Source organism: Pseudomonas sp. SWI36 (assembly GCF_002948105.1).
In the GTDB taxonomy this organism is placed as follows: Bacteria; Pseudomonadota; Gammaproteobacteria; order Pseudomonadales; family Pseudomonadaceae; genus Aquipseudomonas; species Aquipseudomonas alloputida.
The window spans coordinates 5,262,832-5,286,608 of record NZ_CP026675.1 but is presented as its reverse complement, the minus strand read 5'-3'; the positions used below and the strand labels follow the sequence as shown (position 1 = coordinate 5,286,608).

Genomic DNA, 23,777 nt, shown 5'->3' with positions numbered 1-23,777 from the left:
TACACTCCTCGCATTAGCCCCCACCTGCACATTTTTTGGTGAACGCATGATCGAGGTAACCGAGGTTTCCATTGCCGAGCTGCGCGACGCGCTCGAGTCGGGCCGCACGACAGCGGTCGAGCTGGTCAAGGCCTACCTGGCGCGCATCGACGCCTACGATGGCGCCGACACAGCCACTGCCCTTAACGCCGTAGTGGTACGCAACCCGGAGGCGCTGAAAGAAGCCGAGGCCTCCGATGCCCGCCGCGCCAAGGGCCAGGTGCTTAGCCCGCTGGACGGCATCCCCTACACCGCCAAGGACAGCTACCTGGTCAAAGGCTTGACTGCCGCCTCCGGCAGCCCTGCCTTCAAGGACCTGGTCGCCCAGCGCGACGCCTTCACCATCGAGCGCCTGCGCGCCGCCGGTGCCGTGTGCCTGGGCAAGACCAACATGCCGCCCATGGCTAACGGTGGCATGCAGCGCGGCGTCTATGGCCGCGCCGAAAGCCCGTACAACGCCGACTACCTGACCGCGCCCTTCGCCTCGGGCTCGTCCAACGGTGCCGGTACCGCCACCGCCGCCAGCTTCAGCGCCTTTGGGCTGGCCGAAGAAACCTGGTCCAGCGGCCGTGGCCCGGCGTCCAACAACGGCCTGTGCGCCTACACCCCGTCGCGCGGGGTGATTTCGGTGCGTGGCAACTGGCCGCTGACGCCGACCATGGACGTGGTGGTGCCCTATGCCCGCACCATGGCCGACCTCCTTGAAATCCTCGACGTGGTGGTAGCCGATGACGCCGACAAGCGCGGCGACCTGTGGCGCCTGCAGCCATGGGTGCCGATCCCCGCTGCCTCGACGGTACGTCCGGCGTCGTACCTTGAACTGGCGGTAGATGCCAGCGCGCTCAAGGGCAAGCGCTTTGGCGTACCCCGCATGTATATAAATGCCGATCCCGAAGCAGGCACCTCCGAGAAGCCAGGCATCGGCGGGCCGACCGGCCAACGCATCAACACCCGCGCCACGGTGATCGACCTGTGGCAACAAGCACGCCAGGCCCTGGAAGCAGCGGGTGCCGAAGTACTGGAAGTGGACTTCCCGTTGGTGTCCAACTGCGAAGGTGACCGCCCAGGCGCGCCGACCGTGTACAACCGTGGCATCGTCAGCAAGGCATTCCTGCATGACGAACTGTGGGAACTGTCGGGCTGGGCCTTTGACGACTTCCTGCGCGCCAACGATGACCCCAAGCTTAACCGCCTGGCCGATGTCGACGGGCTGAAGATCTTCCCCCACGACCCGGGCACCTTGCCCAACCGTGAAGATGACCTGGCTGCCGGCATGGACGAGTACGTCAACATGGCCAAACGTGGCCTGAAGACCTGGGACCAGATCGAGACCCTGCCCGACGGCCTGCGCGGCCTGGAGCAGACCCGCAAGCTGGACCTGGAAGACTGGATGGACAAGCTGGGCCTGGACGCGGTGCTGTTCCCCACCGTAGCCGACGTTGGCCCGGCCGATGCCGATATCAACCCGGTATCGGCGGACATCGCCTGGAGCAACGGTATCTGGGTAGCCAACGGCAACCTGGCAATCCGTCACCTGGGCGTGCCGACCGTGACCGTGCCGATGGGCGTGATGGCCGATATCGGTATGCCGGTGGGGCTGACCTTTGCCGGGAAGGCCTATAGCGACAACGCGCTGCTGAGTTTTGCTGCCGCCTTTGAGTCGACTGGCTCGCGCCGGATGATTCCGCCGCGCACGCCGGCGCTCGGCTGAGTCTTACAGGGCCCCTAAAAGCAGATCGCGAATTTCAACCATATGTGTAAAAATACACAAACAGTTGATTTTGCGATCTGCCATGCCTATCACCCCCAGCGAAGAACGCCAACTCACCCTCACCGTGCTCAAGGCCGCCATCCAGGCCCTGGGCAGCGTTGCCGCGCGCAACATGGAAATACTCCTGCACGACCTTGACCACCCCGAACACTCGGTGGTGGCGATCGTCAACGGTCATCTGTCCGGCCGCAGCGTAGGCAGCCCGATCCTCGCCGCACCGGAGCAGGACCAGGGCTTCAAGGCACTGATGCAGGCCTCGGCCGACCAGCACGGCCGTGAGCCGGTGGTGCTGCCCGATTACCCCACTACGCTCAAAGGCCGCACGCTACGAAGTGCCACGGCTATCTTCCGTGACAGCAGCGGCCACCCGTTCGCCAGCCTGTGCGTCAACACCGACGTCACCGGCCTGGATGCTGCCATGAACTTTCTCCAGCAGTTGCAGCCACTGGGGGCCATACCTGCGGTCAACGAACCTGCCGACATGGAGCTGCTGATGAGCGAGATCATCCAGGCCGCCCTGCAGCGCAGCGGCCAGGGGCGGATGAACAAACAGGCCAAGGTCGAGGCCGTGCGCGTCATGCAGGAGCGCGGCCTGTTCATCGTCAAGGGCGGCGTCGAGAAGGCTGCCAGCGCCCTCGGCGTGACGCGCTACACCATTTACAACTACCTCGAGCAACTACGCGGAGCCAGCCAATGACCTTGCACATTCATACCCCCCTGATCGAGTCGCGCCCGCTGTCGTTGGCGGCCGGGCGTAATATCTGGCTCAAGCTCGACGCCCTGCAACCCTGCGGTTCGTTCAAACTGCGCGGTGTAGGCCACGCCTGCGAGGTACACCACGCGCGTGGCGCCCGGCACTTTGTGTCCTCGTCAGGTGGCAATGCCGGTTTGGCAGTCGCCTACGCCGGACGCAAGCTGGGGGTGCCGGTGACCGTGGTGGTACCCGAAACCACCACCGAACGGGCCAAGCAGCTGCTGCACCTGGAAGACGCCAAGGTGGTGGTGCACGGCAGTTCCTGGCAAGAGGCCAACGCCCTGGCACAGACACTGGTAGGCCCGAACGATGCCTTCATCCACCCGTTCGACGACCCACTGCTGTGGGCCGGGCATGCCAGCCTGGTGGATGAAGTGGCCGAAGCCGGCCTTAAGCCGGACGCGGTGGTGTTGTCAGTCGGCGGTGGCGGCTTGCTCAGTGGCGTGGTGGAGGGGCTCAAGCGCAATGGCTGGGGCGATGTGCCGGTGCTGGCAGTAGAAACCGAGGGCGCGGCGTCGCTGCATGCGGCCATGCAGGCCGGGCATTCGGTGGAGCTGGAGCGCATCGCCTCGGTGGCGACGTCGCTGGGGGCCAAGCGTGTGGCTGATCAGGCGCTGATATGCGTGCAGCAGCATCCGGTGCACAGCCATCTGGTCAGCGATCGCGCAGCGCTGGAGGCCTGTGAGCGGTTCTTGCTGGACCACCGTGTGCTGGTCGAGCCCGCGTGCGGGGCGGCGTTGGCAGTGGCCTATGATGCCAAGGCACTGGGCGCCTTGCGCAATGTCCTGGTGGTGGTCTGTGGCGGCGTTACCGCAACACTGGAGCAGATCCAGGCCTGGCTGCAGCAGGCAGACTGAAGCTGCCATCTGTCGGGGGTGATTACGACAGTCACATCCACCTGATCTACTAGGCCCGCCGCAACCGAAAAGCCCACGCAATGGCGTCAACCCTGACGAAATGCGTATCCCGCCCTTTCGGTCTGCGGCAAGTGAAGGCACAATGCGTGTCCTTTTTTTGGCCGGCCTGGCCGGGGGCCTTTAAATGATCAAGACGCCGTATTACCTCATCGATAAAACCAAGCTGCTCAGCAACATGGAGAAGATCGCCTACGTGCGCGAACACTCCGGTGCCAAGGCGCTGCTCGCCCTCAAGTGCTTCGCCACCTGGTCGGTGTTCGACCTGATGCAGCAGTACATGGACGGAACCACCTCGTCCTCCCTGTTCGAGCTCAAGCTCGGCCGCCAGAAGTTCGCCGGCGAAACCCATGCCTATAGCGTGGCCTGGGCCGACGACGAGGTCGAGGAGATGCTTGAGAACTGCGACAAGATCATCTTCAACTCAATCGGCCAGCTGCAACGCTTTGCCGAACAGTCCGAAGGCAAGGTGCGTGGTCTGCGCGTCAACCCGCAGGTCAGCAGCTCCGACTACCTGCTGGCCGACCCGGCCCGCCCGTTCAGCCGCCTGGGCGAATGGGACCCGGCGAAGATCGAACAGGTGATCGAACAGATCTCCGGCTTCATGTTCCACAACAACTGCGAGAACGGTGACTTCGGCCTGTTCGACAAGATGCTCACGCACATCGAAGAGCGATTCGGCCACCTGCTGCACAAGGTCGAGTGGGTCAGCCTTGGTGGCGGCATTCACTTCACCGGTGAAGACTATGCAGTAGACGCCTTCTGCGCGCGCCTGAAGGCGTTCTCGGAAAAATACGGCGTGCAGGTTTACCTGGAGCCCGGCGAAGCCGCCATCACCAACAGCGCCTCGCTGGAAGTGACCGTGCTCGATACCCTGTACAACGGCAAGCACCTGGCCGTGGTCGACAGCTCGATCGAAGCGCACCTGCTCGACCTGCTGATCTACCGCCTCAACGCCAAGATGGCCCCCAATGACGGCGAGCATACCTACATGGTCTGCGGCAAGTCATGCCTGGCCGGTGACATCTTCGGCGAGTACCAATTCGACCGTCCGCTGGCCATTGGCGATCGCCTGTCGTTCATCGACACGGCGGGCTACACCATGGTCAAGAAAAACTGGTTCAACGGGCTGAAGATGCCTTCCATCGTGGTCAAGCAGCTCGACGGCAGCGTCGAAGTCGTCCGCGAGTTCGGTTTCGAAGACTACGTTTCCAGCCTGTCGTAAGACCGGCTTTCAAGTAAGGAGCAAAGGGTAAATTGAAGAAGAACGTTCTTATCATTGGTGCAGGAGGTGTCGCCAAGGTGGTGGCCCACAAGTGCGCGCAGCATAACGACGAACTGGGTCGTATCGCCATCGCGTCACGGAACATCTCCAAATGCCAGGCCATCATCGACAGCGTCAAGGCCAAGGGTAGCCTCAAGGTACCCGCCGACATCCAGGCCTTCTCGCTCAATGCCCTCGATGTCGAGGCAACCAAGGCGCTGATCCGCGAAACCGAATCGCAGATCGTGATCAATGTGGGTTCCGCCTTCCTCAACATGTCGGTGCTGCGTGCTTGCATCGATACGGGTGTCGCCTATCTGGACACCGCCATCCACGAAGAGCCGGGCAAGATCTGCGAGACCCCACCGTGGTACGGCAACTACGAGTGGAAACACCTCGAAGAGTGCCAGGCAAAGAACATTACCGCCATTCTCGGCGTCGGTTTCGACCCGGGTGTGGTGAACAGCTACGCCAAGCTGGCGCAGCAGCAGTATTTCGACAGCATTGATTCGATCGATATTCTTGACGTCAATGCCGGTTCGCATGGCAAGTACTTTGCCACCAACTTCGACCCGGAAATCAACTTCCGCGAGTTCACCGGACAAGTGTGGAGCTGGCAGAACAGCCAGTGGACCAGCAACACCATGTTCGAGGTCAAGCGTACCGACGACCTGCCAGTGGTAGGCTCGCAAAACCTGTACCTGACCGGCCACGATGAAGTTCACTCGATTTCGAAGAACCTCAACGTCCCGAACGTGCGCTTCTGGATGAGCTTCGGCGAGCACTACATCAACGTGTTCACTGTTCTGAAAAACCTGGGCCTGCTCAGCGAGCAACCGGTGAAAACCGCCGAAGGCCTGGAAGTGGTACCGCTGAAAGTGGTCAAGGCCGTACTGCCAGACCCGGCCTCGCTGGCCCCTGGCTACACCGGCAAGACCTGCATCGGCGACCTGGTCAAAGGCACCAAGGATGGCCAGCCGCGCGAAGTGTTCATCTACAACGTGGCCGACCACGAAGAAGCCTATGCCGAGACCGACAGCCAGGGCATTTCCTACACCGCCGGTGTACCGCCAGTGGCCGCTGCCCTGCTGGTCGCTCGTGGCGAGTGGGATGCCAAGCGCATGGTCAACGTCGAGGAGCTGCCAGCCGAGCCGTTCCTCAAGGCGCTGGACGTGATGGGCCTGCCGACCCGCGTCAAAGATGAAAAAGGCGATCGTCCTTGGGACGCTGAAGCCTAAGCGACAAACAGAAGGGGTGCCATGCAGCACCCCTTCTGCTTTCCAGGTCCAGGATCGCCACAGCCCTGAAACAAGCACGTAACCTGTGGGAGCGGGCAAGCCCGCGAAGAGGCCGGCGCAAGATCACGCTCTACTTGCGGGCCTCCAGAATCAGGTTGAACGGCGTCTGCGTCGCCCGCCGGAAGCGGCTGAACCCCGCCTCCTCGAAGACGGCCCGCAATCGCGCCTCCCCGGCCTGCGCGCCCAACCCCAGCCCCACTTCCTGCGACAACGAATTGGGCGTGCAGATAAACGTCGACGCCGCATAGAACAAGCGCCCGACCGGTGTCAGGTTACCCTCCAGCGAGTCCTCGGCATACGGCTCAACCAGCATGACCGTGCCGTCAGCCTTCAAAGCACGGTAGGCATGCCGGGCTGCCCCGACCGGGTCACCCATGTCGTGCAGGCAATCGAAGAAGCACACCAGGTCATGGTCATGCCCCGGGTACTCCTTGGCGCTGGCCTGCTGGAAGCTCACCCGCCCCTCCAACCCCGCTTCCCGCGCACGCGCGTTGGCGGTGACGATCGAAGGCTGATGATAGTCGTACCCCACGAAGGTCGACGCCGGAAACGCCTGCGCCATCACCAGCGTCGAGGCACCATGACCGCAGCCCACGTCCGCCACCTTGGCGCCCGCCTGCAGCTTGGCCACCACACCCTCCAGTGCCGGCAGCCAATCCGCAACCAGGAAGGTGCGATACCCCGGCCGGAAAAACCGCTCGGTACCGCTGAACATGCACGGGTGGTGATCGCCCCAGGCCAACCCGCCATCGCCGCGCATGGCAGCTACCAGCTTGTCCTTGTCATGGAACAGCGCCGCCACCACTGCCGCGCCGCCGGCCATGTAGGCCGGGGAGTCCTCCAGCGCCAGGGCCATGGCCTGTTCTTCAGGCAGCACAAAACGACCCTTGTCATGGACCATGTAGCCCGATGCCGCCTGGGCATTCAACCATTCGCGCACCAGCCGCGGGTGGCAGCCGGTCTTTTCCGCCAGTTGCTCAGGGGTAACCGCCTGGCTGTCGGCCATGGCCCGGTACAGCCCCAGTTCATCGCCGAGAATGACATTGGCCAGTGTCGCCGCCGCGCCCATGTCGCCCACCAGCTTGCCCATGAAATCGTGAAGCCTTGCCTCGTCCATGACCTGCCCTCCTCTGCAAGAAGGCCATCGCCAACGAGGGACGTCCGCTCCGGGAAGGCGGTGGTCGGTTCAAGGGTTTTCGTTCGCGGTACAACACGCAACTGCGAGCTGTCAGTAAGTTTAGATGCTCTGCCTGGGCGACGTGGAATAACGGCCATATGGTCCACGAGCATTTCCCTCAGGTCACAATTCCTAAACAACGATGTGACATTTTTTTTCAGCTTTCCTATCAAGGAGCTGTCAAATGAAGGTCACGGTTTTCGGAACCGGCTATGTCGGCCTGACCCAGGCGGTGTGCCTGGCCCAGGTAGGCCATTCGGTGTTGTGCATGGATGTCGATGCCGATCGGGTGGCCAGCCTGAGTGAAGGCCATTGCCCGATCTTCGAGCCCGGCCTTGCGCCGCTGCTGGAGAAGAACCTCGCCTGCGGTCGGCTACGCTTCACCACGGATGCCGCAGCCGCTGCCAACTATGCCCGGTTGCAGTTCATTGCCGTCGGTACCCCACCGCAAGCCGACGGCAGCGCCGACCTGAAGCACGTTTTCGCCGTGGTCGACAGCATCCTCGAACACGCTGACGGGCCCAAAGTAATCGTCAACAAGTCCACCGTGCCGGTGGGTACGGTACACCGCATCAAGGCACGCATCGCCCAGGCCGTGGCCGATACCAGCCGCTTCCAGGTGATCAGCAACCCGGAGTTTCTCAAGGAGGGGTCTGCGGTGGATGACTGCATGCGCCCCCAGCGCATCATCATCGGCGGCGCAGAAGCGGCCGAAGTGGAGTTGCTACGCGAGCTTTACCTGCCGTTCAACCGCAACCGCGAAAAGTTCATGGTCATGGACGCGCGCAGTGCCGAGCTGACCAAGTACGCAGCCAATTGCATGCTGGCCACCAAGATTTCCTTCATCAACGAGATCGCCAACCTGGCCGAGCACCTGGGGGCCGACATCGAAATGGTGCGCCGTGGCATCGGCTCGGACCCGCGCATCGGTTACGACTTCATCTACGCCGGCTGCGGTTTTGGCGGCTCGTGCTTCCCCAAAGACCTGCAAGCCCTGCGCCACAGTGCCGAGGCGGAAGGCTTCGAGACACAGTTGCTGCGCGCAGTAGAGTCGGTCAACGAGCAGCAGAAGGGCCGGCTGTTCAGCAAGATCCAGCGCCATTACCCCGGCGGCCTGCGGGGCAAGGTGTTTGCCCTGTGGGGCTTGTCGTTCAAGCCCAATACCAATGATATCCGCGAAGCCTCCAGCCGGGTCCTGCTGGAAGCATTGTGGGCCGCGGGCGCGCGGGTGCAGGCTCACGACCCTCAGGCCATGGAAGAAATCCGGCGCCACTACGGCCCGCGTGCCGACCTGCAACTGGTGCCCTGCAAGGACGATGCGTTGCGGGGCGCCGATGCCCTGGTGATCGTCACCGAATGGCAGGACTACCGTGTGCTCAACCTGGACGAGGTGCCGCAGCAGCTGGCCGACCGGGTGGTGTTCGATGGCCGCAACCTGTACGAACCCGAGCACATGGCCTCGGCAGGGCTGACTTACTACGGCATCGGACGTGGCAAGATTGCGCCAGCTTGACTGCAATGATTACCGGCTGGCCACTCCCTGGCTGTCAGCCGGCCTTATCGACTCAGGGCGCTGCGGACTGACAGGCGGCTCAAGCTGCAGCACCTCGTTGGTGTATGCCCACTCCTTCTCTAGCTGATCCGGGTGGTCGTTCAGGCGGATGCCATAGGACGGGATGATCTGTTTGATCTTGACCTGCCACTCGGGCGACGCCACCTTGTTCTTGAACACCTTGTTCAACACATCGAGCATGATAGGCGCAGCGGTCGACGCACCGGGAGAAGCCCCCAGCAAGCCGGCGATACTGCCGTCCCTGGACGTCACCACCTCGGTACCGAGCTTGAGCACGCCGCCCAACGCTTCGTCTTTCTTGATGATTTGCACCCGCTGGCCCGCCTGCCACAGCCGCCAGTCTTCTTTCTTCGCCTCGGGGAAGTAGGTGCGCAGCGCTTCGAAGCGGTCATCGTCCGATTGCAGCACCTGCCCGATCAGGTACTGCACCAGGTCGAACTCGCGTACCCCTACCCGCACCATCGGCCAGGCATTGTGCACGCTGGTACTGGCGAGCAGGTCAAGCAATGAGCCCTGCTTGAGGAACTTGGTCGAGAAGGTGGCGAACGGCCCAAACAGGATCAGGCGCTTGCCATCAAGTACCCGGGTGTCCAGGTGCGGCACCGACATGGGCGGCGCACCGGTTGCGGCAATGCCATAGGCCTTGGCCATGTGGCGCTGGGCGATAGCCGGGTTGTCAGTGACCAGGAACGAGCCACCGACCGGGAAGCCGCCATAGTCCTTGGCCTCGTCGATACCCGACTTCTGCAGCAGCGGCAGTGCCGCCCCGCCAGCGCCGATGAACAGGAACCGGGCATCGGTGGCTGCCTTGCTGCCATTCTTCAGATTCTTGTACTCGACGTGCCAGGAACCGTCGTCGTTACGGGTGATGTCCTGCACTTCGCTCGACAGCTTGAGATCGAAGTTCGGCCGCGTCTGCAGGTAACCCACATACTGCCGGGTGATCTCGCCAAAGTTGACGTCGGTGCCGATCGGCGTCCAGGTCACGGCCAGCTTCTGGTTGGGATCGCGGCCTTCCATCATCAGCGGGACCCATTTGCGGATCTGCTCGTGGTCTTCGGAGTACTGCATGGGCTTGAACAGGGGGCTGGTCTGCAGCGCCTCGTAGCGCTTCTTCAGGAAGCGGATATTGTCATCGCCCCAGACAAAGCTCATGTGCGGGGTGGTGTTGATGAACGAATGCGGTTTTTTCAGCACGCCCTGTTTCACTTGCCAGGCAAGAAACTGCCGGGTCACCTGAAAGGATTCGTTGATTTCCACCGCTTTGCTGATGTCGATCTTGCCGTCTTTTTCCGGCGTGTAGTTCAGCTCAGCCAGGGCCGAGTGGCCGGTACCCGCATTGTTCCAGCCGTTGGAGCTTTCTTCGGCCACCTTGTCCAGGCGCTCGACCATTTCCATCGACCAGCCGGGTTCCAGTTCGTTGAGCCACACAGCCAAGGTGGAACTCATGATGCCGCCGCCTACCAGCAGCACATCGACCTTTCGGGTTTCTGCAGCCTGGGCATTGAGCATAGCGATTGCCCACGCCAGGCCGGCCAGCGCCAATGTTGGCTTGATGGTGATCTTCATAACCTCTCCCATGCCTCGTTGCCCTGCAAGACTCAGCCAAAGCTTAGCTGACGGTTAGGGTCGGGCATGGCTGGCGCAAACTGCTTGCAATCCATCAAATCTCAAAATACTGTATGAATATTCAGTATTGCGAGACAGCGCCATGCAACTCATCGCCAAACTCGGCATCCTTGCCGACGCAGCCAAGTACGACGCCTCCTGCGCCAGCAGCGGCGCGCCCAAGCGTAACTCGCGGGGCGCTGACGGCCTGGGTGCCACCAACGGCATGGGTATCTGTCACAGCTACACCCCCGACGGCCGCTGCGTATCACTGCTCAAGGTACTGCTGACCAACTTCTGCCTGTACGACTGCCAGTACTGCGTCAACCGCCGCTCCAGCAACGTGCCGCGCGCACGCTTCAGCCCCGAGGAAGTGGTGCGCCTGACCCTGGACTTCTACCGGCGCAATTGCATCAGCGGCCTGTTCCTCAGCTCTGGCATCATCCGCTCGGCGGACTACACCATGGAGCAGCTGATCCGTGTGGCCCGGCTGTTGCGCGAAGAACACAGCTTCCGCGGCTACATCCACCTCAAGGCCATCCCCGATGCCGACCCGCTGCTGATCGAAGAGGCCGGGCGCCTGGCCGACCGCCTCAGTGTCAACATCGAACTGCCCACCGACGCCAGCCTCAAGCGCCTGGCGCCGGAAAAGCAAGGGCACACCATTCGCCAGGCCATGGGCGTGATTCATCAGGGCCAGCAGGCCGTGGCCAACGAGCCCAGGGCGCCGCGCTTTACCCCGGCCGGGCAGAGCACCCAAGTCATCGTCGGCGCCGACAGCACCGACGACAGTACCTTGCTGCGCAATGCCGAGTCGCTGTACCAGGGCTACGGCCTCAAGCGCGTGTACTACTCTGCCTTCAGCCCGATCCCCGACAGCCCCGGCAGCGTGCCCCTCGCCGCACCACCGCTGCTGCGCGAACACCGCCTGTATCAAGCCGACTTCCTGCTGCGTGGCTATGGCTACAAGGCTGGCGAGCTGCTGGGCCACAGCGGTAACCTGGCACTGGACATCGACCCCAAGCTAGCCTGGGCGCTGGCCAACCGCGAAGTCTTCCCGCTGGACGTGAACCGCGCAGAACCTGCGCTACTGGCGCGTATCCCCGGCATCGGCCTGCGCAGCGTACAGCGCCTGGTCGCCCTGCGGCGGGAGCGGCGCATCCGTTATGACGACCTGATCCAGCTGCGCTGCGTGCTGGACAAGGCACGGCCGTTCATCGTCACCAGCGACTACCGCCCCGCCCAGGCCGAGCTGCGCAGCGGCTTGCTGCGAGCGCGCTTGAGTGAGCCGCCAGCGCCCGTGCAGATGGGGTTATGGGGGTGATCGCACTCGACTGCGACGACCTGTTCGCCACCTGGCGCGAGCAGGCCCGGGGGTTGTTGAGCCATGGCATCGACCCGTCGGAAGTCACCTGGTCGCAAGGCCCGATGGCTGACCTGCTGGCCGTGCCGGCTGCGCCGCCTGAAGGGCCTGGCCCTTTCCGGGCCAAAGTCCCGGCCGCACTGCTGAGCCAGTTGGAGCAGGCCTCTCGCTACCGTGGCGAGCAGCGCTGGAACCTGCTGTATGAAGTGCTGTGGCGCGTCGCCCATGGCGACCGCACGGCAATGCTGGCCGGTGACCGGCTGGGCAGTGAGCTGCAACGGCGCATCAAGCAGGTAACCCGCGAGGCGCATCACTTGCACGCGTTTGTACGCTTCGTGCCGTTGCCTGAGGAACTGGCTGAGCACTTGCAGCTGGATCTGGTGGCCTATCACGAGCCGGCACACGACATTCTGCACAGTGCCAGCGCGCATTTTGCCGATCGCCTGGGGCGTTTGCGCTGGTTGATTGCCACGCCACAGGATGGCATTCGCTTCGACGGCCAGTCGTTCGACTACCAGCGACAGTGCCCCGAGCCCTGGCGCCAGTGGGCCCGCAACGCCGAAGACCCCGGCGCCGAACTTTGGCGCACCTACTACCGCCACACCTTCAACCCGGCCCGCCTCAACCCGGATGCCTTGCGCCTGCACATGCCAGGGCGGTTCTGGCGGCATTTGCCGGAAGGCATGCTGATACCGCAGCTTGAAGGCCTGGCGCGCCAAGGCAAACAGCGAGACGGCCAAGCCCTTGAGGTGGCCTCGCAAACCGGCAAGACCATCAGCAAGCCTGCGCGCTCGGTGTAGCCGCGGAGCCTGTTGCGGCCCCGTCGAGACACAAGGCCGCAGCTACAGCGAAAACATCATGCTCAGCTGAAGAGCCTGGCCAGGCAGGCCAGCTTCTTCTTGTACGAACGCCGTGCCTCCAGTGCCTGCTCCAGGCTCACCGGCAGGAACCGCGCCTGCTGGTTGGGCTGCATCTGCCCGATCAGGTCGAGGTCGGCGCTGATCACCGTGCCGATCATGGCGTAGCCGCCCCCCGACACTGCATCGCGATGCAGGATGATCGGTTCCAACCCTGCCGGCACCTGGATCGATCCAATCGGGTAGCAGCTGTCGACGATATTGGACGGGTCCGACCCGGCACCGAACGGCTGCTCGCGAGGCTGGAAACTCAAGGCGCTGCCGCCTTTGTAGCGATATCCGATACGGTCCGCTTCGGAGCCAACCGTCCAGGCGTCGGTGAAGAAACGTTGCGCTGCAGCTTCGGTCAGGCGGTGGAAGTACAGCCCAGGCACCACCCGCAACACCACCTCGCCCCCCAGGGCCTGACGCAGGGCCATGGGCAAGCTTGCACCGGCACGGGTCTTGCCGCTGGGCACGCCGACCGGCAGCAGGTCGCCCGCCATCAGTTTGCGCCCATGAAAGCCACCCAACGCGCCCAGCGCGTAGGTGGACCGGCTACCCAGTACCTCGGGCACATCGATGCCTCCGGCCACTGCCAGGTAGGCCCGGGCGCCCGCTGTTGGAAAGCCGAAACGCAACACTTGCCCGGCCCGCACGGCAAACGCAGTGTCCGGGCGCTGCTCGCGGCCATCGAGCAACGCTGGCATCTGCGCACCGCACACAGCGACCAGTGCGTCCTGCTGGAACTCCAGCTCCGGCCCCACCAGCGCACACTCCAGGCCCGCAGCGCCGGCCGGGTTGCCCACCAGGTGATTGGCTGCGCTCAAGGCGTACTGGTCGAGTGCGCCGGACGGTGGGATACCCAGGTGGTAGTAACCTTCGCGGCCCAGGTCCTGTACAGAAGTGGCCAGCCCCGGTTTGAGTACCTTGATCATGCCAGCACCTCCTGCAACGATTTGGGGTAGCCGACCGGGTCGGCGAGGAAGGCGTCCAGGGAAAACGCCACCGGGCGAATGCGCAGGTCGAAGCAGCCATCCTCCACTTCCGCCACCGCCTGGTCGTAGGTGCGGCGGTCGATAGGCTTGAACTGCACGATGTCACCCGGGCGGAAGAACACCATGTGCTCTTTCAGGTAATTCAAGGTCTGCTGCGGATCGTAGATCGGTGCCGGGGTGACGCCGAACATCTGGTAGCCCCCCGCCCCGCGCACCGAGTAGATGCAACCAAAGCAGCCGCCATGGCCCAGGGTGAGCTTGGGCGTGTCGGTACGGGGTCGCAGGTACTTGGGCACCTGCAGCTGCCGCTCGCGCTCGACCATCTGGAACATGAACGGCAGGCCGGCGACAAAGCCCACCATCGACACGAACCATGGCGCGCCACTGTGGGCGGCGATGAAGGCCTCGACATCGGCCAGGCCGTTGATGCGCGCGGCGTACTCCAGGTCAGTGCTGGTCGGGTCCTGGTGGCGATCCCGAAAGCGCATCAGGGTTTCATGGGTCCAGGGGTCGTTGTACAGCACCGGGATCTCGATGATCCGCGTCTGCAACGAACGCTCGGCCACCGCCTGCGCTTCGGCGCCGCGCACGGCTTCGAGCAGTGCCTCGGGGGCGATACGGTCCGGGTCGAAGCGGACCTGGAAGGACGCGTTGGCCAGGCACACATCAAGCACGCCATCCAGGGCCATGCGCTCCACCGCACGGGTGACGGCCATACCCTTGAAAAAGGCCTCCAGCGACATGCTTTCACTGACTTCGGCAAACAGGTGCTCGTCGGCGCCGAAGCTGTAACGGATCGGGGTTGTAGCAAGCGGTTCGGCCATGACAGTTCCTTTTCTTGGAATCTTTATAGAAAGGCAGGCGAAAACAAAATGCACGGGCTCCGGCGTGTCTGTTTGCCGGATGCCTGACGGGTTCAGCGCGGTGCACGCACCACGATGCCGGCCGCATCCAGTGCCTTGCGTGTGGCCTCGACCAGGTCCAGCGCGCCCGGGGTGTCACTGTGCAGGCAAATGGAATCGAATTCGATCGCCAGGTCCTGGCCTTCGACCGTGCGCACCACGCCTTGGCGGCAAGCACGCAGCACCCGCTCGGCGACGGCTTGGGGCTCATAGCCACGCACATTGCGGGTAAACACGATCGACCCGCTCAGGTCGTACTCGCGGTCGGCATAGAACTCGCGAATCACCGGCTGCCCCATTTCCCGGGCAATGCGGCAGATCACCGAACCCGGCATGCAGTACAGCAGCAACTCGGGCTCGATCACCCGCAGGTTCTGCACCAGCAAGCGCGCCGCTTCTTCGTCACGCGCCAAGTGCATGTACAGCGCCCCATGCGGCTTGATGTGCTGCAGGCGCACGCCCTGGGCACGAGCGATTTCACGCAGCGCGCCCAATTGATAGAGCATGTCGTCCACCAGTTCCTGCGCCGAGGCATTGATGTGCCGGCGGCCAAAGCCGACCAGGTCGCGGAAACCCGGGTGTGCTCCCACCGCAACCCCAAGGGCCTTGGCGCGCTCGACGGTGCGGCGCATGGTGCCGGGGTCGCCGGCATGGAAACCGGTGGCGATGTTGGCGCTGCTGATGTAGCCCATCAGTTCGTGATCGACGCCGTCGCCAATCGTCCACGGGCCAAAGCCCTCACCCATGTCCGAGTTGAAATCCACTGCTTGCATGACCGCGTCTCCTGGCACTTGTGACTGCATGCAAGCCACGTTAGATTCTCTACACCCCCTTGGGAAGATCTATAAACAGATGGGGTACCTTCTGAAAATCAGATACCCCGGGAGCCTACCGTGTCACTCACCTTGCGCCAGGTCCGCTACTTCGTTGCCACCGCTGAAATCGGCCAGATCTCCCAAGCGGCAATCCACCTGAACATCTCCCAGTCGGCAGTGACCACGGCCATCAAGGAGCTGGAAGCGATGCTCGGCGTGCTGTTGTTCCAGCGCTCGGCCCAAGGCATGAGCCTGACCGAAGCCGGCCGGCACTTCTTGAACCGTGCCTACGTCATCCTGCGCAGTGTCGACGATGCGTTGAACAGCCCGCTTCCGGACGTGCGTGCCAGTGGCCTGTTGCGCCTGGCGGCGAGTTACACGGTGATCGGCTACTTCCTGCCGCACCACTTGCAGCGCCTGGAGCACTGGCATCCGGACGTGACCCTGGAGCTGTACGAGCAGGAGCGCAGCGCCATCGAGCAAGGCCTGCTGGAGGGGCGTTTCGACATGGCGGTGGTGCTCACCGCCAACCTCACCCACCCCGACATCGTCTCGGAAACCCTGTTCAACTCCGAGCGCCGGCTGTGGCTGCCCGGGCATCACCCACTGTGCGAGCGCTCGGCCGTGAGCCTGGCCGATGTGGCCTGTGAGCCGTTCATTCTGTTGACCGTGGATGAGGCCGAGCACAGTGCCATGCGCTACTGGGAGCAGGCCGGGCAACGGCCAAGCGTAAGGGTGCGGACCAGCTCGGTGGAGGCCGTGCGCAGCATGGTCGCCAATGGCAGCGGTGTGGCGATCCTGTCGGACCTGGTGCACCGGCCGTGGTCGCTGGAGGGCAAGCGCATCGAGACGGTGACCATCAGCGACCCGGTCACACCGATGAGCGTGGGGTTGGCCTGGCACCGGGAACGGGCATTCAGCCCGGCGATGCAGGCGGTGCGCAATTACTTCCATGATGCGTTTCTGACGCCGCAGCAGTTGTCGGCAAGGCGTTGATCCTGCCTTTGCAGGCCCGGCCTCTTCGCGGGCAAGCCCGCGAAGAAACCAACCCCCATCTCGAGCCGAACGTTCGCGCCGCGACGCCGTCATAACCTGAGCCGGTGCCGACACGCAAAGAGGACGCGAAATGACCCAGCCCGACCCGTCGTACGTCAAATGGCTTGAAGACCGCGCCATGCTCAAGGCCTCCCAGGCGCGCGCCAGCCTGTACTCAGGCCAGTCGCGCCTGTGGCAACAACCGTACGCCGAGGCGCAGCCACGCCGCGCCACCGAAATCGCCTCGGTGTGGCTGACCGTCTACCCCGACGCCATCATCGCGCCCGAGGGCTGCTCGGTACTCGGTGCCCTGGCCCACGAAGCGTTGTGGAAGCGCCTGTCGGAGATCGGCGTACAGGGCCTGCACACGGGCCCGATCAAACTGTCCGGTGGCATCCGCGGCCGCGAACTCACCCCCAGTGTGGACGGCAACTTCGACCGCATCAGCTTCGACATCGACCCGCTGTACGGCAGCGAGCAGGAACTGATCCAGATGAGCCGCATGGCCGCTGCGCACAATGCCGTGACCATCGACGACCTGATCCCCTCGCACACCGGCAAGGGCGCCGACTTCCGCCTGGCCGAGATCGCCCATGGCCCCTACCCGGGGCTGTACCACATGGTCGAGATCCGCGAAGAAGACTGGACGCTGCTGCCCGAGGTGCCCGCCGGGCGCGATGCGGTCAATTTACTGCCAGCTCAGTGTGACGAGCTGAAGGCGCGCCATTACATCGTTGGCCAACTGCAGCGGGTAATCTTCTTCGAGCCGGGCGTGAAGGAAACCGACTGGAGCGCCACGCCGCCGATCACAGGCGTCGACGGCAAGACCCGCCGCTGGGTGTACCTGCATTACTTCAAGGAAGGCCAGCCCTCGCTGAACTGGCTGGACCCTACCTTCGCCGCCCAACAAATGATCATTGGTGACGCGCTGCACGCGCTGGACTGCCTGGGTGCACGCGGCCTGCGCCTGGACGCCAACGGCTTTCTCGGCGTGGAAACCCGCGCCAGCGGCACCGTCTGGTCGGAAAGCCACCCGCTGTCGCTCGTCGGCAACCAGCTGATCGGTGGCATGATCCGCAAGGCCGGCGGTTTCAGCTTCCAGGAGCTGAACCTGACCCTCGATGACATTGCGCAGATGTCCAGGGGCGGTGCCGACCTGTCCTACGATTTCATTACCCGGCCGGCCTACCAGCATGCGCTGCTGACCGGCGACACCGAGTTCCTGCGCCTGATGCTCAAGGAGATGCACGCCTTCGGCATCGACCCGGCCTCGCTGATCCATGCCCTGCAAAACCATGACGAGCTGACCGTGGAGCTGGTGCACTTCTGGACACTGCACGCACACGACATCTACCTGTACAAGGGCCAGACCCTGCCTGGCAGCATCCTGCGCGAACATATCCGCGAAGAGATCTACGAACGGCTGTCGGGGGAGCATGCGCCGTACAACCTGCGCTTCGTGACCAACGGCATTGCCTGCACCACCGCCAGCCTGATCGCCGCTGCACTGGGTATTCGCGACCTCGAACAGATCGGCGCAACGGATATCGAATTGATCAAGAAGGTGCACCTGCTGCTGGTCATGTACAACGCCATGCAGCCGGGGGTAGTCGCCTTGTCCGGCTGGGACCTGGTCGGTGCCCTGCCCTTGCCCGCCGAAGCGGTTGCCGAACGCATGCTCGACGGCGATACCCGCTGGATTCACCGAGGCGGCTATGACCTGGCCGGGCTTGACCCACAGGCGGCGGCTTCGGTGCGTGGCATGCCGCGTGCCCGGTCGCTTTACGGCAGCCTCGACAGCCAGTTGGACGAGGGTGATTCATTTGCCTGCCAGGTGAAGAAACTGCTGGCTGTGCGCCAGGCCTACGGCATCGCCACCAGCCGTCAGGTGCTGGTACCTGAGGTACGCAGCCCAGGGCTGCTGGTGATGGTGCATGAGTTGCCAGCCGGGCGTGGTATCCAGATCACTGCGCTGAACTTCGGCCAGGAGGCAATTGCCGAGGAACTGCTGTTGACCGGCTTCACACCTGGGCCGGTGGTCGACATGATCAACGAGACGGTCGAAGGCGATTTGACCGAGGACGGGCGCCTGATGGTGAACCTGGACCCCTACGAGGCGCTGTGCCTGAGGATCGTCAACAGCAGCGGGCATGTTTGAATCTGGCGTGGCCCTGCCGTCGGCAAACCGGTTTCGCCCGCAAGCACGCCGCCTGCCCCGCGCAGGCGCCAGACTCGCAAGCCGGCTTGCCAGCCAAGAAGCCGGTCTTGCATTTACGGCGCTACGGGCATAGCGTTCGGAAGTTTTCTTTTCCGTGCCCAGGAGCAACTCCATGTACACCGGCATCGTCCAGGCCGTCCGCCCTCTGCTTGATGTGACCACCTACCCGGGCCACAACCAATTCACCATCGACCTCACCCCGGAACTGCTCGACGAACTGAAAATCGGTGCCAGCGTCAGTGTCGAAGGTACCTGCCTGTCCGTGACCGAAATCGACGGCAGCCAGGTCAGGTTCGACGCCATGACCGCTACCCTCGAACGCACCAATCTGAGCAGCTTCAAGCCTGGCCGGAGCGTGAACATCGAACGCTCAGCGAAGATGAACGCCGAAGTCGGCGGCCACCTGATGGCCGGCCACATCGCCACCACCGCCGAGATCGTCGAGCTGTCGATCAAGGAAACCGGCGCCTTCATCAAGTTCCGCATGCCGCCGCGATGGGGCAAGTACGTGTTCCCGCGCGGTTTCATCGGGGTCAATGGCTGCAGCCTGACGGTCGCTGACGTGGAGGATAACGTGATCACCATCAACCTGATCCCGGAAACCCTGCGTCAGACTACCTTCGCCAGCTACCACACAGGTGAACTGCTCAACATCGAGGTCGACCACCAGACCATGGTGCTGGTCGATGTGGTAGAGCGCACCATCAAAGGTACCCTGGCCCGCGAAAACCTGTTGCCCTGAGGCCTGCACATGCTCCCTAACGCCCTCCCCGCGCGCACAGCCAGGCGTTTGCGCCTGCAGGTAATGCGTGGTCGCGTCGGCCTCGGCCTGGTCGCCGCCCTGTCGGTGCTGGCCGGCATGACCGATGCCATCGGCTTGCTGGCACTGGGCGATTTCGTGTCGTTCATGAGTGGCAACACCACACGCCTGGCGGTGGCCATCAGTGAAGCAGACCTGGCCCTGGTGCTACGCCTCAGTGGCGCGGTACTGGGCTTTGTCGCGGGCAATGCGCTGGGTGTGCTCCTGGCTCACGGATTGCGCCGTCGAGCCTGGCCGGTGTTGTTGGTGGTTGCCGCACTGCTGGCTTTCGCGGCAGCGTGGCCGCTGCCGGTCACCTTCCCTGCGCTGTTGGCGGCCACGCTGGCCATGGGCATGATCAATGCAGTAGTCGAGCAGGTGAATGGCCTGCCCATCGGCCTGACTTACGTAACGGGCGCCCTGTCGCGTTTCGGCCGCGGCCTGGGGCGTTGGCTGCTGGGCGAGCGGCGCAATGGCTGGCGGGTGCAGTTGGTACCTTGGGCCGGGATGTTGCTGGGCGCCGCGCTCGGCGCCTGGTTGCAACAACACCTGGGCCTGCAGGCGCTGGCCGGCAGCTGTGCGCTGGCCTGCGTGCTGGCACTGGTATCGCGGTTCATACCGCGTTCCTGGCAGCGTGGCTACATGCCGCGCTGATCATTCGATACGCGGGTGCTGCTGTGCCAGTTTTTCGCGCTTGGCTTCCAACTCGGCGATCTGCGCATCGATGTCCTCGATCTTCTGCTCGATGTTGTCGTGGTGCTCCTGCAGCAGTTCACGCGCCTCTTCGATGTCTGACGCCGCGGGTGCGGCGCCGCGCAGGGGCTTGTTGGCGGTTTCCTTCATGGTCAGGCCGGTGACCAGGCCGACAGCAGCGATCACCATCAAGTAATAGGCAGGCATGTACAGGTCGTTTGTGGTCTCCACCAGCCACGCAGCGAGGGTTGGGGTAAGGCCGGCGATCAGCACCGAGATGTTGAAGGCGCTGGCCAGGGCGCTGTAACGGATGTGCGTGGGGAACATGGCCGGCAGCGTCGAGGCCATCACGCCGATGAAGAAGTTCAGCAGCACGGCAATGATCAGCAGGCCGGCGAAAATAAGCCCAAGCACCCCACTGTTGATCAGCATGAATGCCGGAATGGCCAAGGCCAGCAGGCCGACACTGCCGACGATGATGAACGGCCGTCGGCCAAACTTGTCGCTGAGCAGGCCGATGATCGGCTGCACGAACAGCATGCCGACCATGATCGCGATGATGATCAGCACGCCATGGTCTTCGCTATAGTGCAGGTTGTGCGACAGGTAGCTGGGCATGTAGGTAAGCAGCATGTAGTAGGTGACGTTGGTGGCAATCACCACGCCGATGCAGGTCACCAGGCTGCGCCAGTGCTGGGTGGCCACCTCCTTGAACGACACCTTGGGCCCGGACGCCAGGCCTTCACGATCGCCCTGCTCCAGCTTGTCGACGTGCTGCTGGAACGCAGGTGTTTCTTCCAGCGCATTGCGCAGGTAAAGGCCGATGATGCCCAGCGGCAGGGCCAGGAAGAACGGCAGGCGCCAGCCCCATTCGAGGAACTTTTCTTCACCCAGCACCGTGGAAATGAGCACCACCACCCCTGCGCCCAGGACAAAGCCGGCAATCGAACCGAAATCCAGCCAGCTGCCGAGAAAGCCGCGCTTGCGGTCAGGCGCGTACTCGGCAACGAAGATCGAGGCACCGGTGTATTCGCCACCCACCGAAAAGCCCTGGGCCATCTTGGCCAGCAGCAACAGGATCGGCGCCCAGATACCAATGCTTGCATAGGACGGTATCAGGCCGATGGCGAAGGTGCTCAGGGACATGATCACGATGGTCGCGGCGAGGATTTTCTGCCGCCCGAACCTGTCGCCCAAGGCGCCGAAGAACAACCCGCCAAGAGGCCGGATCAGGAACGGCACCGAGAAGGTGGCCAAGGCCGCGATCATTTGCACGCTGGGGTCGGCGTTGGGGAAAAACACCTTGCCCAAGGCATAAGCGACGAAGCCATATACCCCAAAGTCGAACCACTCCATGGCGTTGCCCAGCGCGGCGGCTGTGATCGCCTTCTTCATCTTGGCGTCGTCGACGATGGTAATGTCCTTCAGGCCGATTGGCTGGACGCTTTTCTTGCGAGGTTTCATACCCGTATCCCTGTCGATGAATGCTCTAAGGGATCAGATACAGCAGGACACTAAATAATTCAGCGCTTACTGTTTTTTTGTGCGTTTGCGGCACTATTCAACGGCGCCCAAAGAAAAGCCGCTGCAATGGCAGCGGCTTTCATGACCAAGGCCTGGCTTCAGATACCTTCGCGCGCCAGGTCCATGGCGAAGTAGGTCAGGATCAGGTCGGCACCGGCACGCTTGATTGCGCCAATGCTTTCGCGCACCACCCGGCCTTCGTCGATGGCACCGGCCAGCCCACCGAACTTGATCATCGCATACTCGCCACTCACCTGGTACGCCGCCAGTGGCAGGCGCGAAGCGGCGCGGATGTCGGCGATCACATCAAGATAGGCACCGGCCGGCTTGACCATCAGCACGTCCGCCCCTTCCTGCTCGTCGAGCAGCGACTCGCGCACCGCTTCGCGGCGGTTCATCGGGTTCATCTGGTAGCTTTTGCGGTCGCCCTTCAGTGCGGTGCCGCCGGCCTCACGGAAGGGGCCATACAACGACGAGGCGAACTTGGTCGAGTAGGCCATGATCGCGGTGTCGTGGAAGCCAGCACCGTCCAGGGCACTGCGGATAGCCTGCACCTGGCCGTCCATCGCCGCCGAGGGGGCAATGAAGTCGGCACCGGCAGCAGCGGCGATGACTGCCTGCCTGCCCAGGTTGGCCAGGGTGGCGTCGTTGTCCACGCCATGGTCATGCAGCACGCCGCAGTGGCCGTGGCTGGTGTATTCGCAGAAGCAGGTGTCGGACATCACCACCATTTCCGGCACGGTGTCCTTGCAGATACGCGACATGCGCGCAACCAGGCCGTTTTCGTTCCAGGTGTCGCTGCCATCGGCATCCAGGTGGTGCGATACGCCAAAGGTCATCACCGACTTGATACCGGCGCGGGCATAGCGCTCGATTTCCTGGGCCAACAGCTTCTCGGGGATACGGTTGACACCAGGCATGCTGGTGATCGGCACGAAATCATCGATGCCCTCTTCGACGAAGATCGGCAGGATCAGGTCTTCAAGGCGGAACTCGGTTTCCTGGAAGATCGTGCGCAGGGACTCGTTCTGCCGCAGGCGGCGGGGACGAACGGACGGGAATTGGTTGGACATGACAGCTCCAGGGAATTTGAACGGCGTATACCTTATGCCTGTCGCGCGCCAGTGAAAAGGCTAAATGACGAGATTGTGTCTTGCGTCAATGGCAACGGCCGGGGTTTGCCTGTGTTGGCCTCTTCGCGGGTAAACCCGCGAAGAGGCGGTACAGGAATAAACTACTGCAGCCAGGGCGGCGTTACCTCCTCTGCCTTGGCCGCCCCATGCTCGGCCTCGGCGCGTGCTGCACGGCGGCGAGCGTCGTCCATCCGGGCGGCGTCGATCTCGCGCATCACCCCGGTTACGTCAGCTTCATGTTCGTCATCCTCGAACACCCCGGTCAACGGGCTGTCGGGCAGCAACTCGCCGGCCTCGTACAACGCCCACATCTCCTGCGCATAGCGGGTGCTTTTCAGCTCCGGGGCAAAGCGCCCGAAATAATGGGCCATGTTGTCCACATCGCGCTGCAGCATGCTGAAGGCGTGGTTGTTGGCGGCTGCATCCACTGCCTGCGGCAGGTCGATGATCACCGGCCCGTCCGGGCCGAGCAGCACGTTGAACTCGGACAGGTCGCCATGCACCATTCCGGCACACAGCATCAGCACGACCTGGCGAATGACGAAGGCGTGGAACGCGCGGGCATCCTCCGCTTCGAGGTGTACGTCGTTCAGCCGTGGGGCCGCATCGCCATCGGCATCGGTGACCAGCTCCATCAGGAGCACGCCGTCCTGGAAGTCGTAAGGCTTGGGCACCCTCACCCCGGCGGCGGCCAAACGGAACAGCGCTGCCACTTCGGCGTTCTGCCATGCATCTTCGGCTTCTTTGCGGCCGTACTTGCTGCCCTTGGCCATGGCCCGGGCCTGACGGCTGTTGCGTACCTTGCGGCCCTCCTGGTATTCGGCGGCCTGGCGGAAACTGCGCTTGTTGGCTTCTTTATAGACCTTGGCGCAGCGTACCTCGCTGCCACAGCGCACCACGTACACAGCGGCTTCCTTGCCACTCATCAACGGCCGTAGTACTTCGTCGACAAGGCCGTCTTCGATCAACGGTTCGATTCTTTTAGGTGTCTTCATCAGGCTGC

20 protein-coding genes are annotated in these 23,777 nt (G+C 63.3%); 12 read left to right on the top strand and 8 right to left on the bottom strand.

What is annotated here, in order from left to right:
- The first annotated feature begins 46 nt into the window (after positions 1 to 46).
- The 5 genes from C4Q27_RS25175 (at position 47) to C4Q27_RS25155 (ending at position 5,980) form a co-directional block, all read left to right on the top strand.
- Entirely contained in the window at positions 47 to 1,750 is a 1,704-nt protein-coding gene (locus tag C4Q27_RS25175) for an amidase (RefSeq protein ID WP_064490687.1), read from the top strand.
- Positions 1,751 to 1,832: 82 nt separating this feature from the next.
- Positions 1,833 to 2,507 carry a transcriptional regulator gene (locus tag C4Q27_RS25170; protein ID WP_104887529.1) on the top strand — a complete coding sequence of 225 codons (675 nt, stop codon included), beginning with the start codon at positions 1,833 to 1,835 and terminating at the stop codon, positions 2,505 to 2,507.
- Complete coding sequence (locus C4Q27_RS25165; protein WP_064490689.1) at positions 2,504 to 3,421, top strand: pyridoxal-phosphate dependent enzyme; 918 nt, start codon at positions 2,504 to 2,506, stop codon at positions 3,419 to 3,421. Before C4Q27_RS25170 ends, C4Q27_RS25165 begins: the two co-directional genes overlap by 4 nt.
- Positions 3,422 to 3,605: 184 nt before the next feature.
- Positions 3,606 to 4,703, top strand: coding sequence for a carboxynorspermidine decarboxylase (gene nspC / locus C4Q27_RS25160; protein WP_003248125.1), 1,098 nt, complete (start codon positions 3,606 to 3,608; stop codon positions 4,701 to 4,703).
- Positions 4,704 to 4,735: 32 nt separating this feature from the next.
- Positions 4,736 to 5,980 carry a saccharopine dehydrogenase family protein gene (locus C4Q27_RS25155; protein WP_003248123.1) on the top strand — a complete coding sequence of 415 codons (1,245 nt, stop codon included), beginning with the start codon at positions 4,736 to 4,738 and terminating at the stop codon, positions 5,978 to 5,980.
- A gap of 130 nt (positions 5,981 to 6,110) precedes the next feature.
- Here C4Q27_RS25155 and C4Q27_RS25150 read toward each other — a convergent pair whose 3' ends face one another.
- Positions 6,111 to 7,157: a class I SAM-dependent methyltransferase gene (locus C4Q27_RS25150; protein WP_064490690.1), complete on the bottom strand. Its 1,047-nt coding sequence runs from the start codon at positions 7,155 to 7,157 to the stop codon at positions 6,111 to 6,113.
- Between the two features lie 244 nt (positions 7,158 to 7,401).
- Here C4Q27_RS25150 and C4Q27_RS25145 point away from each other — a divergent pair, with 244 nt between their 5' ends.
- Positions 7,402 to 8,730, top strand: coding sequence for a UDP-glucose/GDP-mannose dehydrogenase family protein (locus tag C4Q27_RS25145; protein ID WP_020191326.1), 1,329 nt, complete (start codon positions 7,402 to 7,404; stop codon positions 8,728 to 8,730).
- Between the two features lie 9 nt (positions 8,731 to 8,739).
- Here the strand turns inward: C4Q27_RS25145 and mqo are convergent, their stop codons facing one another.
- A complete protein-coding gene (gene mqo, locus C4Q27_RS25140; protein ID WP_104887528.1) occupies positions 8,740 to 10,359 on the bottom strand; it encodes a malate dehydrogenase (quinone) in 1,620 nt (539 codons plus the stop codon).
- Between the two features lie 142 nt (positions 10,360 to 10,501).
- Between mqo and C4Q27_RS25135 the strand changes: the two genes are divergently transcribed.
- Positions 10,502 to 11,722, top strand: a complete 1,221-nt coding sequence (locus C4Q27_RS25135; protein ID WP_104887527.1) for a putative DNA modification/repair radical SAM protein — start codon at positions 10,502 to 10,504, stop codon at positions 11,720 to 11,722.
- Positions 11,713 to 12,561 carry a TIGR03915 family putative DNA repair protein gene (locus tag C4Q27_RS25130; protein ID WP_104887526.1) on the top strand — a complete coding sequence of 283 codons (849 nt, stop codon included), beginning with the start codon at positions 11,713 to 11,715 and terminating at the stop codon, positions 12,559 to 12,561. The genes C4Q27_RS25135 and C4Q27_RS25130 overlap by 10 nt, the downstream gene beginning before the upstream one ends.
- 62 nt (positions 12,562 to 12,623) lie before the next feature.
- Here the strand turns inward: C4Q27_RS25130 and C4Q27_RS25125 are convergent, their stop codons facing one another.
- The 3 genes from C4Q27_RS25125 to C4Q27_RS25115 all read right to left on the bottom strand — a co-directional run bounded on the left by C4Q27_RS25125 (position 12,624) and on the right by C4Q27_RS25115 (position 15,330).
- Positions 12,624 to 13,595 carry a biotin-dependent carboxyltransferase family protein gene (locus C4Q27_RS25125; protein WP_014861077.1) on the bottom strand — a complete coding sequence of 324 codons (972 nt, stop codon included), beginning with the start codon at positions 13,593 to 13,595 and terminating at the stop codon, positions 12,624 to 12,626.
- Positions 13,592 to 14,479: an allophanate hydrolase subunit 1 gene (locus tag C4Q27_RS25120; protein WP_049586156.1), complete on the bottom strand. Its 888-nt coding sequence runs from the start codon at positions 14,477 to 14,479 to the stop codon at positions 13,592 to 13,594. Before C4Q27_RS25120 ends, C4Q27_RS25125 begins: the two co-directional genes overlap by 4 nt.
- A 92-nt stretch (positions 14,480 to 14,571) precedes the next feature.
- Positions 14,572 to 15,330: a 5-oxoprolinase subunit PxpA gene (locus C4Q27_RS25115; RefSeq protein WP_003248098.1), complete on the bottom strand. Its 759-nt coding sequence runs from the start codon at positions 15,328 to 15,330 to the stop codon at positions 14,572 to 14,574.
- A gap of 120 nt (positions 15,331 to 15,450) precedes the next feature.
- On the opposite strand from C4Q27_RS25115, the gene C4Q27_RS25110 reads away from it, so the two are divergent.
- From C4Q27_RS25110 to C4Q27_RS25095, 4 genes are all read left to right on the top strand, one after another.
- Entirely contained in the window at positions 15,451 to 16,368 is a 918-nt protein-coding gene (locus C4Q27_RS25110) for a LysR family transcriptional regulator (protein WP_003248097.1), read from the top strand.
- A 130-nt stretch (positions 16,369 to 16,498) separates the two neighbouring features.
- Positions 16,499 to 18,565 (top strand): maltose alpha-D-glucosyltransferase, encoded by a 2,067-nt coding sequence (treS, locus tag C4Q27_RS25105; protein ID WP_104887525.1) that lies wholly within the window; start codon positions 16,499 to 16,501, stop codon positions 18,563 to 18,565.
- Between the two features lie 172 nt (positions 18,566 to 18,737).
- Positions 18,738 to 19,367 (top strand): riboflavin synthase, encoded by a 630-nt coding sequence (locus C4Q27_RS25100; protein WP_003248093.1) that lies wholly within the window; start codon positions 18,738 to 18,740, stop codon positions 19,365 to 19,367.
- Positions 19,368 to 19,376: 9 nt separating this feature from the next.
- The gene (locus C4Q27_RS25095) at positions 19,377 to 20,078 is read left to right on the top strand and encodes a YoaK family protein (RefSeq protein ID WP_104887524.1); all 702 of its coding nucleotides are present in this window, start codon (positions 19,377 to 19,379) and stop codon (positions 20,076 to 20,078) included.
- On the opposite strand, the gene proP is transcribed toward C4Q27_RS25095, so the two are convergent.
- The 3 genes from proP to C4Q27_RS25080 all read right to left on the bottom strand — a co-directional run bounded on the left by proP (position 20,079) and on the right by C4Q27_RS25080 (position 23,769).
- Positions 20,079 to 21,581 (bottom strand): glycine betaine/L-proline transporter ProP, encoded by a 1,503-nt coding sequence (gene proP / locus C4Q27_RS25090; RefSeq protein WP_064490698.1) that lies wholly within the window; start codon positions 21,579 to 21,581, stop codon positions 20,079 to 20,081.
- Between the two features lie 158 nt (positions 21,582 to 21,739).
- Positions 21,740 to 22,714 carry a porphobilinogen synthase gene (hemB, locus tag C4Q27_RS25085; protein ID WP_020192985.1) on the bottom strand — a complete coding sequence of 325 codons (975 nt, stop codon included), beginning with the start codon at positions 22,712 to 22,714 and terminating at the stop codon, positions 21,740 to 21,742.
- Positions 22,715 to 22,875: 161 nt separating this feature from the next.
- The gene (locus C4Q27_RS25080; RefSeq protein WP_064490699.1) at positions 22,876 to 23,769 is read right to left on the bottom strand and encodes a PA4780 family RIO1-like protein kinase; all 894 of its coding nucleotides are present in this window, start codon (positions 23,767 to 23,769) and stop codon (positions 22,876 to 22,878) included.
- Positions 23,770 to 23,777: the final 8 nt, after the last annotated feature.

What these genes read in the sequence shown, in the direction of transcription:
- C4Q27_RS25175 (WP_064490687.1), top strand. Translation starts at nt 47, where the DNA reads ATGATCGAGGTAACCGAGGTTTCCATTGCCGAGCTGCGCGACGCGCTC.
- C4Q27_RS25170 (WP_104887529.1), top strand. Translation starts at nt 1,833, where the DNA reads ATGCCTATCACCCCCAGCGAAGAACGCCAACTCACCCTCACCGTGCTC.
- C4Q27_RS25165 (WP_064490689.1), top strand. Translation starts at nt 2,504, where the DNA reads ATGACCTTGCACATTCATACCCCCCTGATCGAGTCGCGCCCGCTGTCG.
- nspC (WP_003248125.1), top strand. Translation starts at nt 3,606, where the DNA reads ATGATCAAGACGCCGTATTACCTCATCGATAAAACCAAGCTGCTCAGC.
- C4Q27_RS25150 (WP_064490690.1), bottom strand. Translation starts at nt 7,157, where the DNA reads ATGGACGAGGCAAGGCTTCACGATTTCATGGGCAAGCTGGTGGGCGAC.
- C4Q27_RS25145 (WP_020191326.1), top strand. Translation starts at nt 7,402, where the DNA reads ATGAAGGTCACGGTTTTCGGAACCGGCTATGTCGGCCTGACCCAGGCG.
- mqo (WP_104887528.1), bottom strand. Translation starts at nt 10,359, where the DNA reads ATGAAGATCACCATCAAGCCAACATTGGCGCTGGCCGGCCTGGCGTGG.
- C4Q27_RS25135 (WP_104887527.1), top strand. Translation starts at nt 10,502, where the DNA reads ATGCAACTCATCGCCAAACTCGGCATCCTTGCCGACGCAGCCAAGTAC.
- C4Q27_RS25130 (WP_104887526.1), top strand. Translation starts at nt 11,713, where the DNA reads ATGGGGGTGATCGCACTCGACTGCGACGACCTGTTCGCCACCTGGCGC.
- C4Q27_RS25125 (WP_014861077.1), bottom strand. Translation starts at nt 13,595, where the DNA reads ATGATCAAGGTACTCAAACCGGGGCTGGCCACTTCTGTACAGGACCTG.
- C4Q27_RS25120 (WP_049586156.1), bottom strand. Translation starts at nt 14,479, where the DNA reads ATGGCCGAACCGCTTGCTACAACCCCGATCCGTTACAGCTTCGGCGCC.
- C4Q27_RS25115 (WP_003248098.1), bottom strand. Translation starts at nt 15,330, where the DNA reads ATGCAAGCAGTGGATTTCAACTCGGACATGGGTGAGGGCTTTGGCCCG.
- treS (WP_104887525.1), top strand. Translation starts at nt 16,499, where the DNA reads ATGACCCAGCCCGACCCGTCGTACGTCAAATGGCTTGAAGACCGCGCC.
- C4Q27_RS25100 (WP_003248093.1), top strand. Translation starts at nt 18,738, where the DNA reads ATGTACACCGGCATCGTCCAGGCCGTCCGCCCTCTGCTTGATGTGACC.
- C4Q27_RS25095 (WP_104887524.1), top strand. Translation starts at nt 19,377, where the DNA reads ATGCTCCCTAACGCCCTCCCCGCGCGCACAGCCAGGCGTTTGCGCCTG.
- proP (WP_064490698.1), bottom strand. Translation starts at nt 21,581, where the DNA reads ATGAAACCTCGCAAGAAAAGCGTCCAGCCAATCGGCCTGAAGGACATT.
- hemB (WP_020192985.1), bottom strand. Translation starts at nt 22,714, where the DNA reads ATGTCCAACCAATTCCCGTCCGTTCGTCCCCGCCGCCTGCGGCAGAAC.
- C4Q27_RS25080 (WP_064490699.1), bottom strand. Translation starts at nt 23,769, where the DNA reads ATGAAGACACCTAAAAGAATCGAACCGTTGATCGAAGACGGCCTTGTC.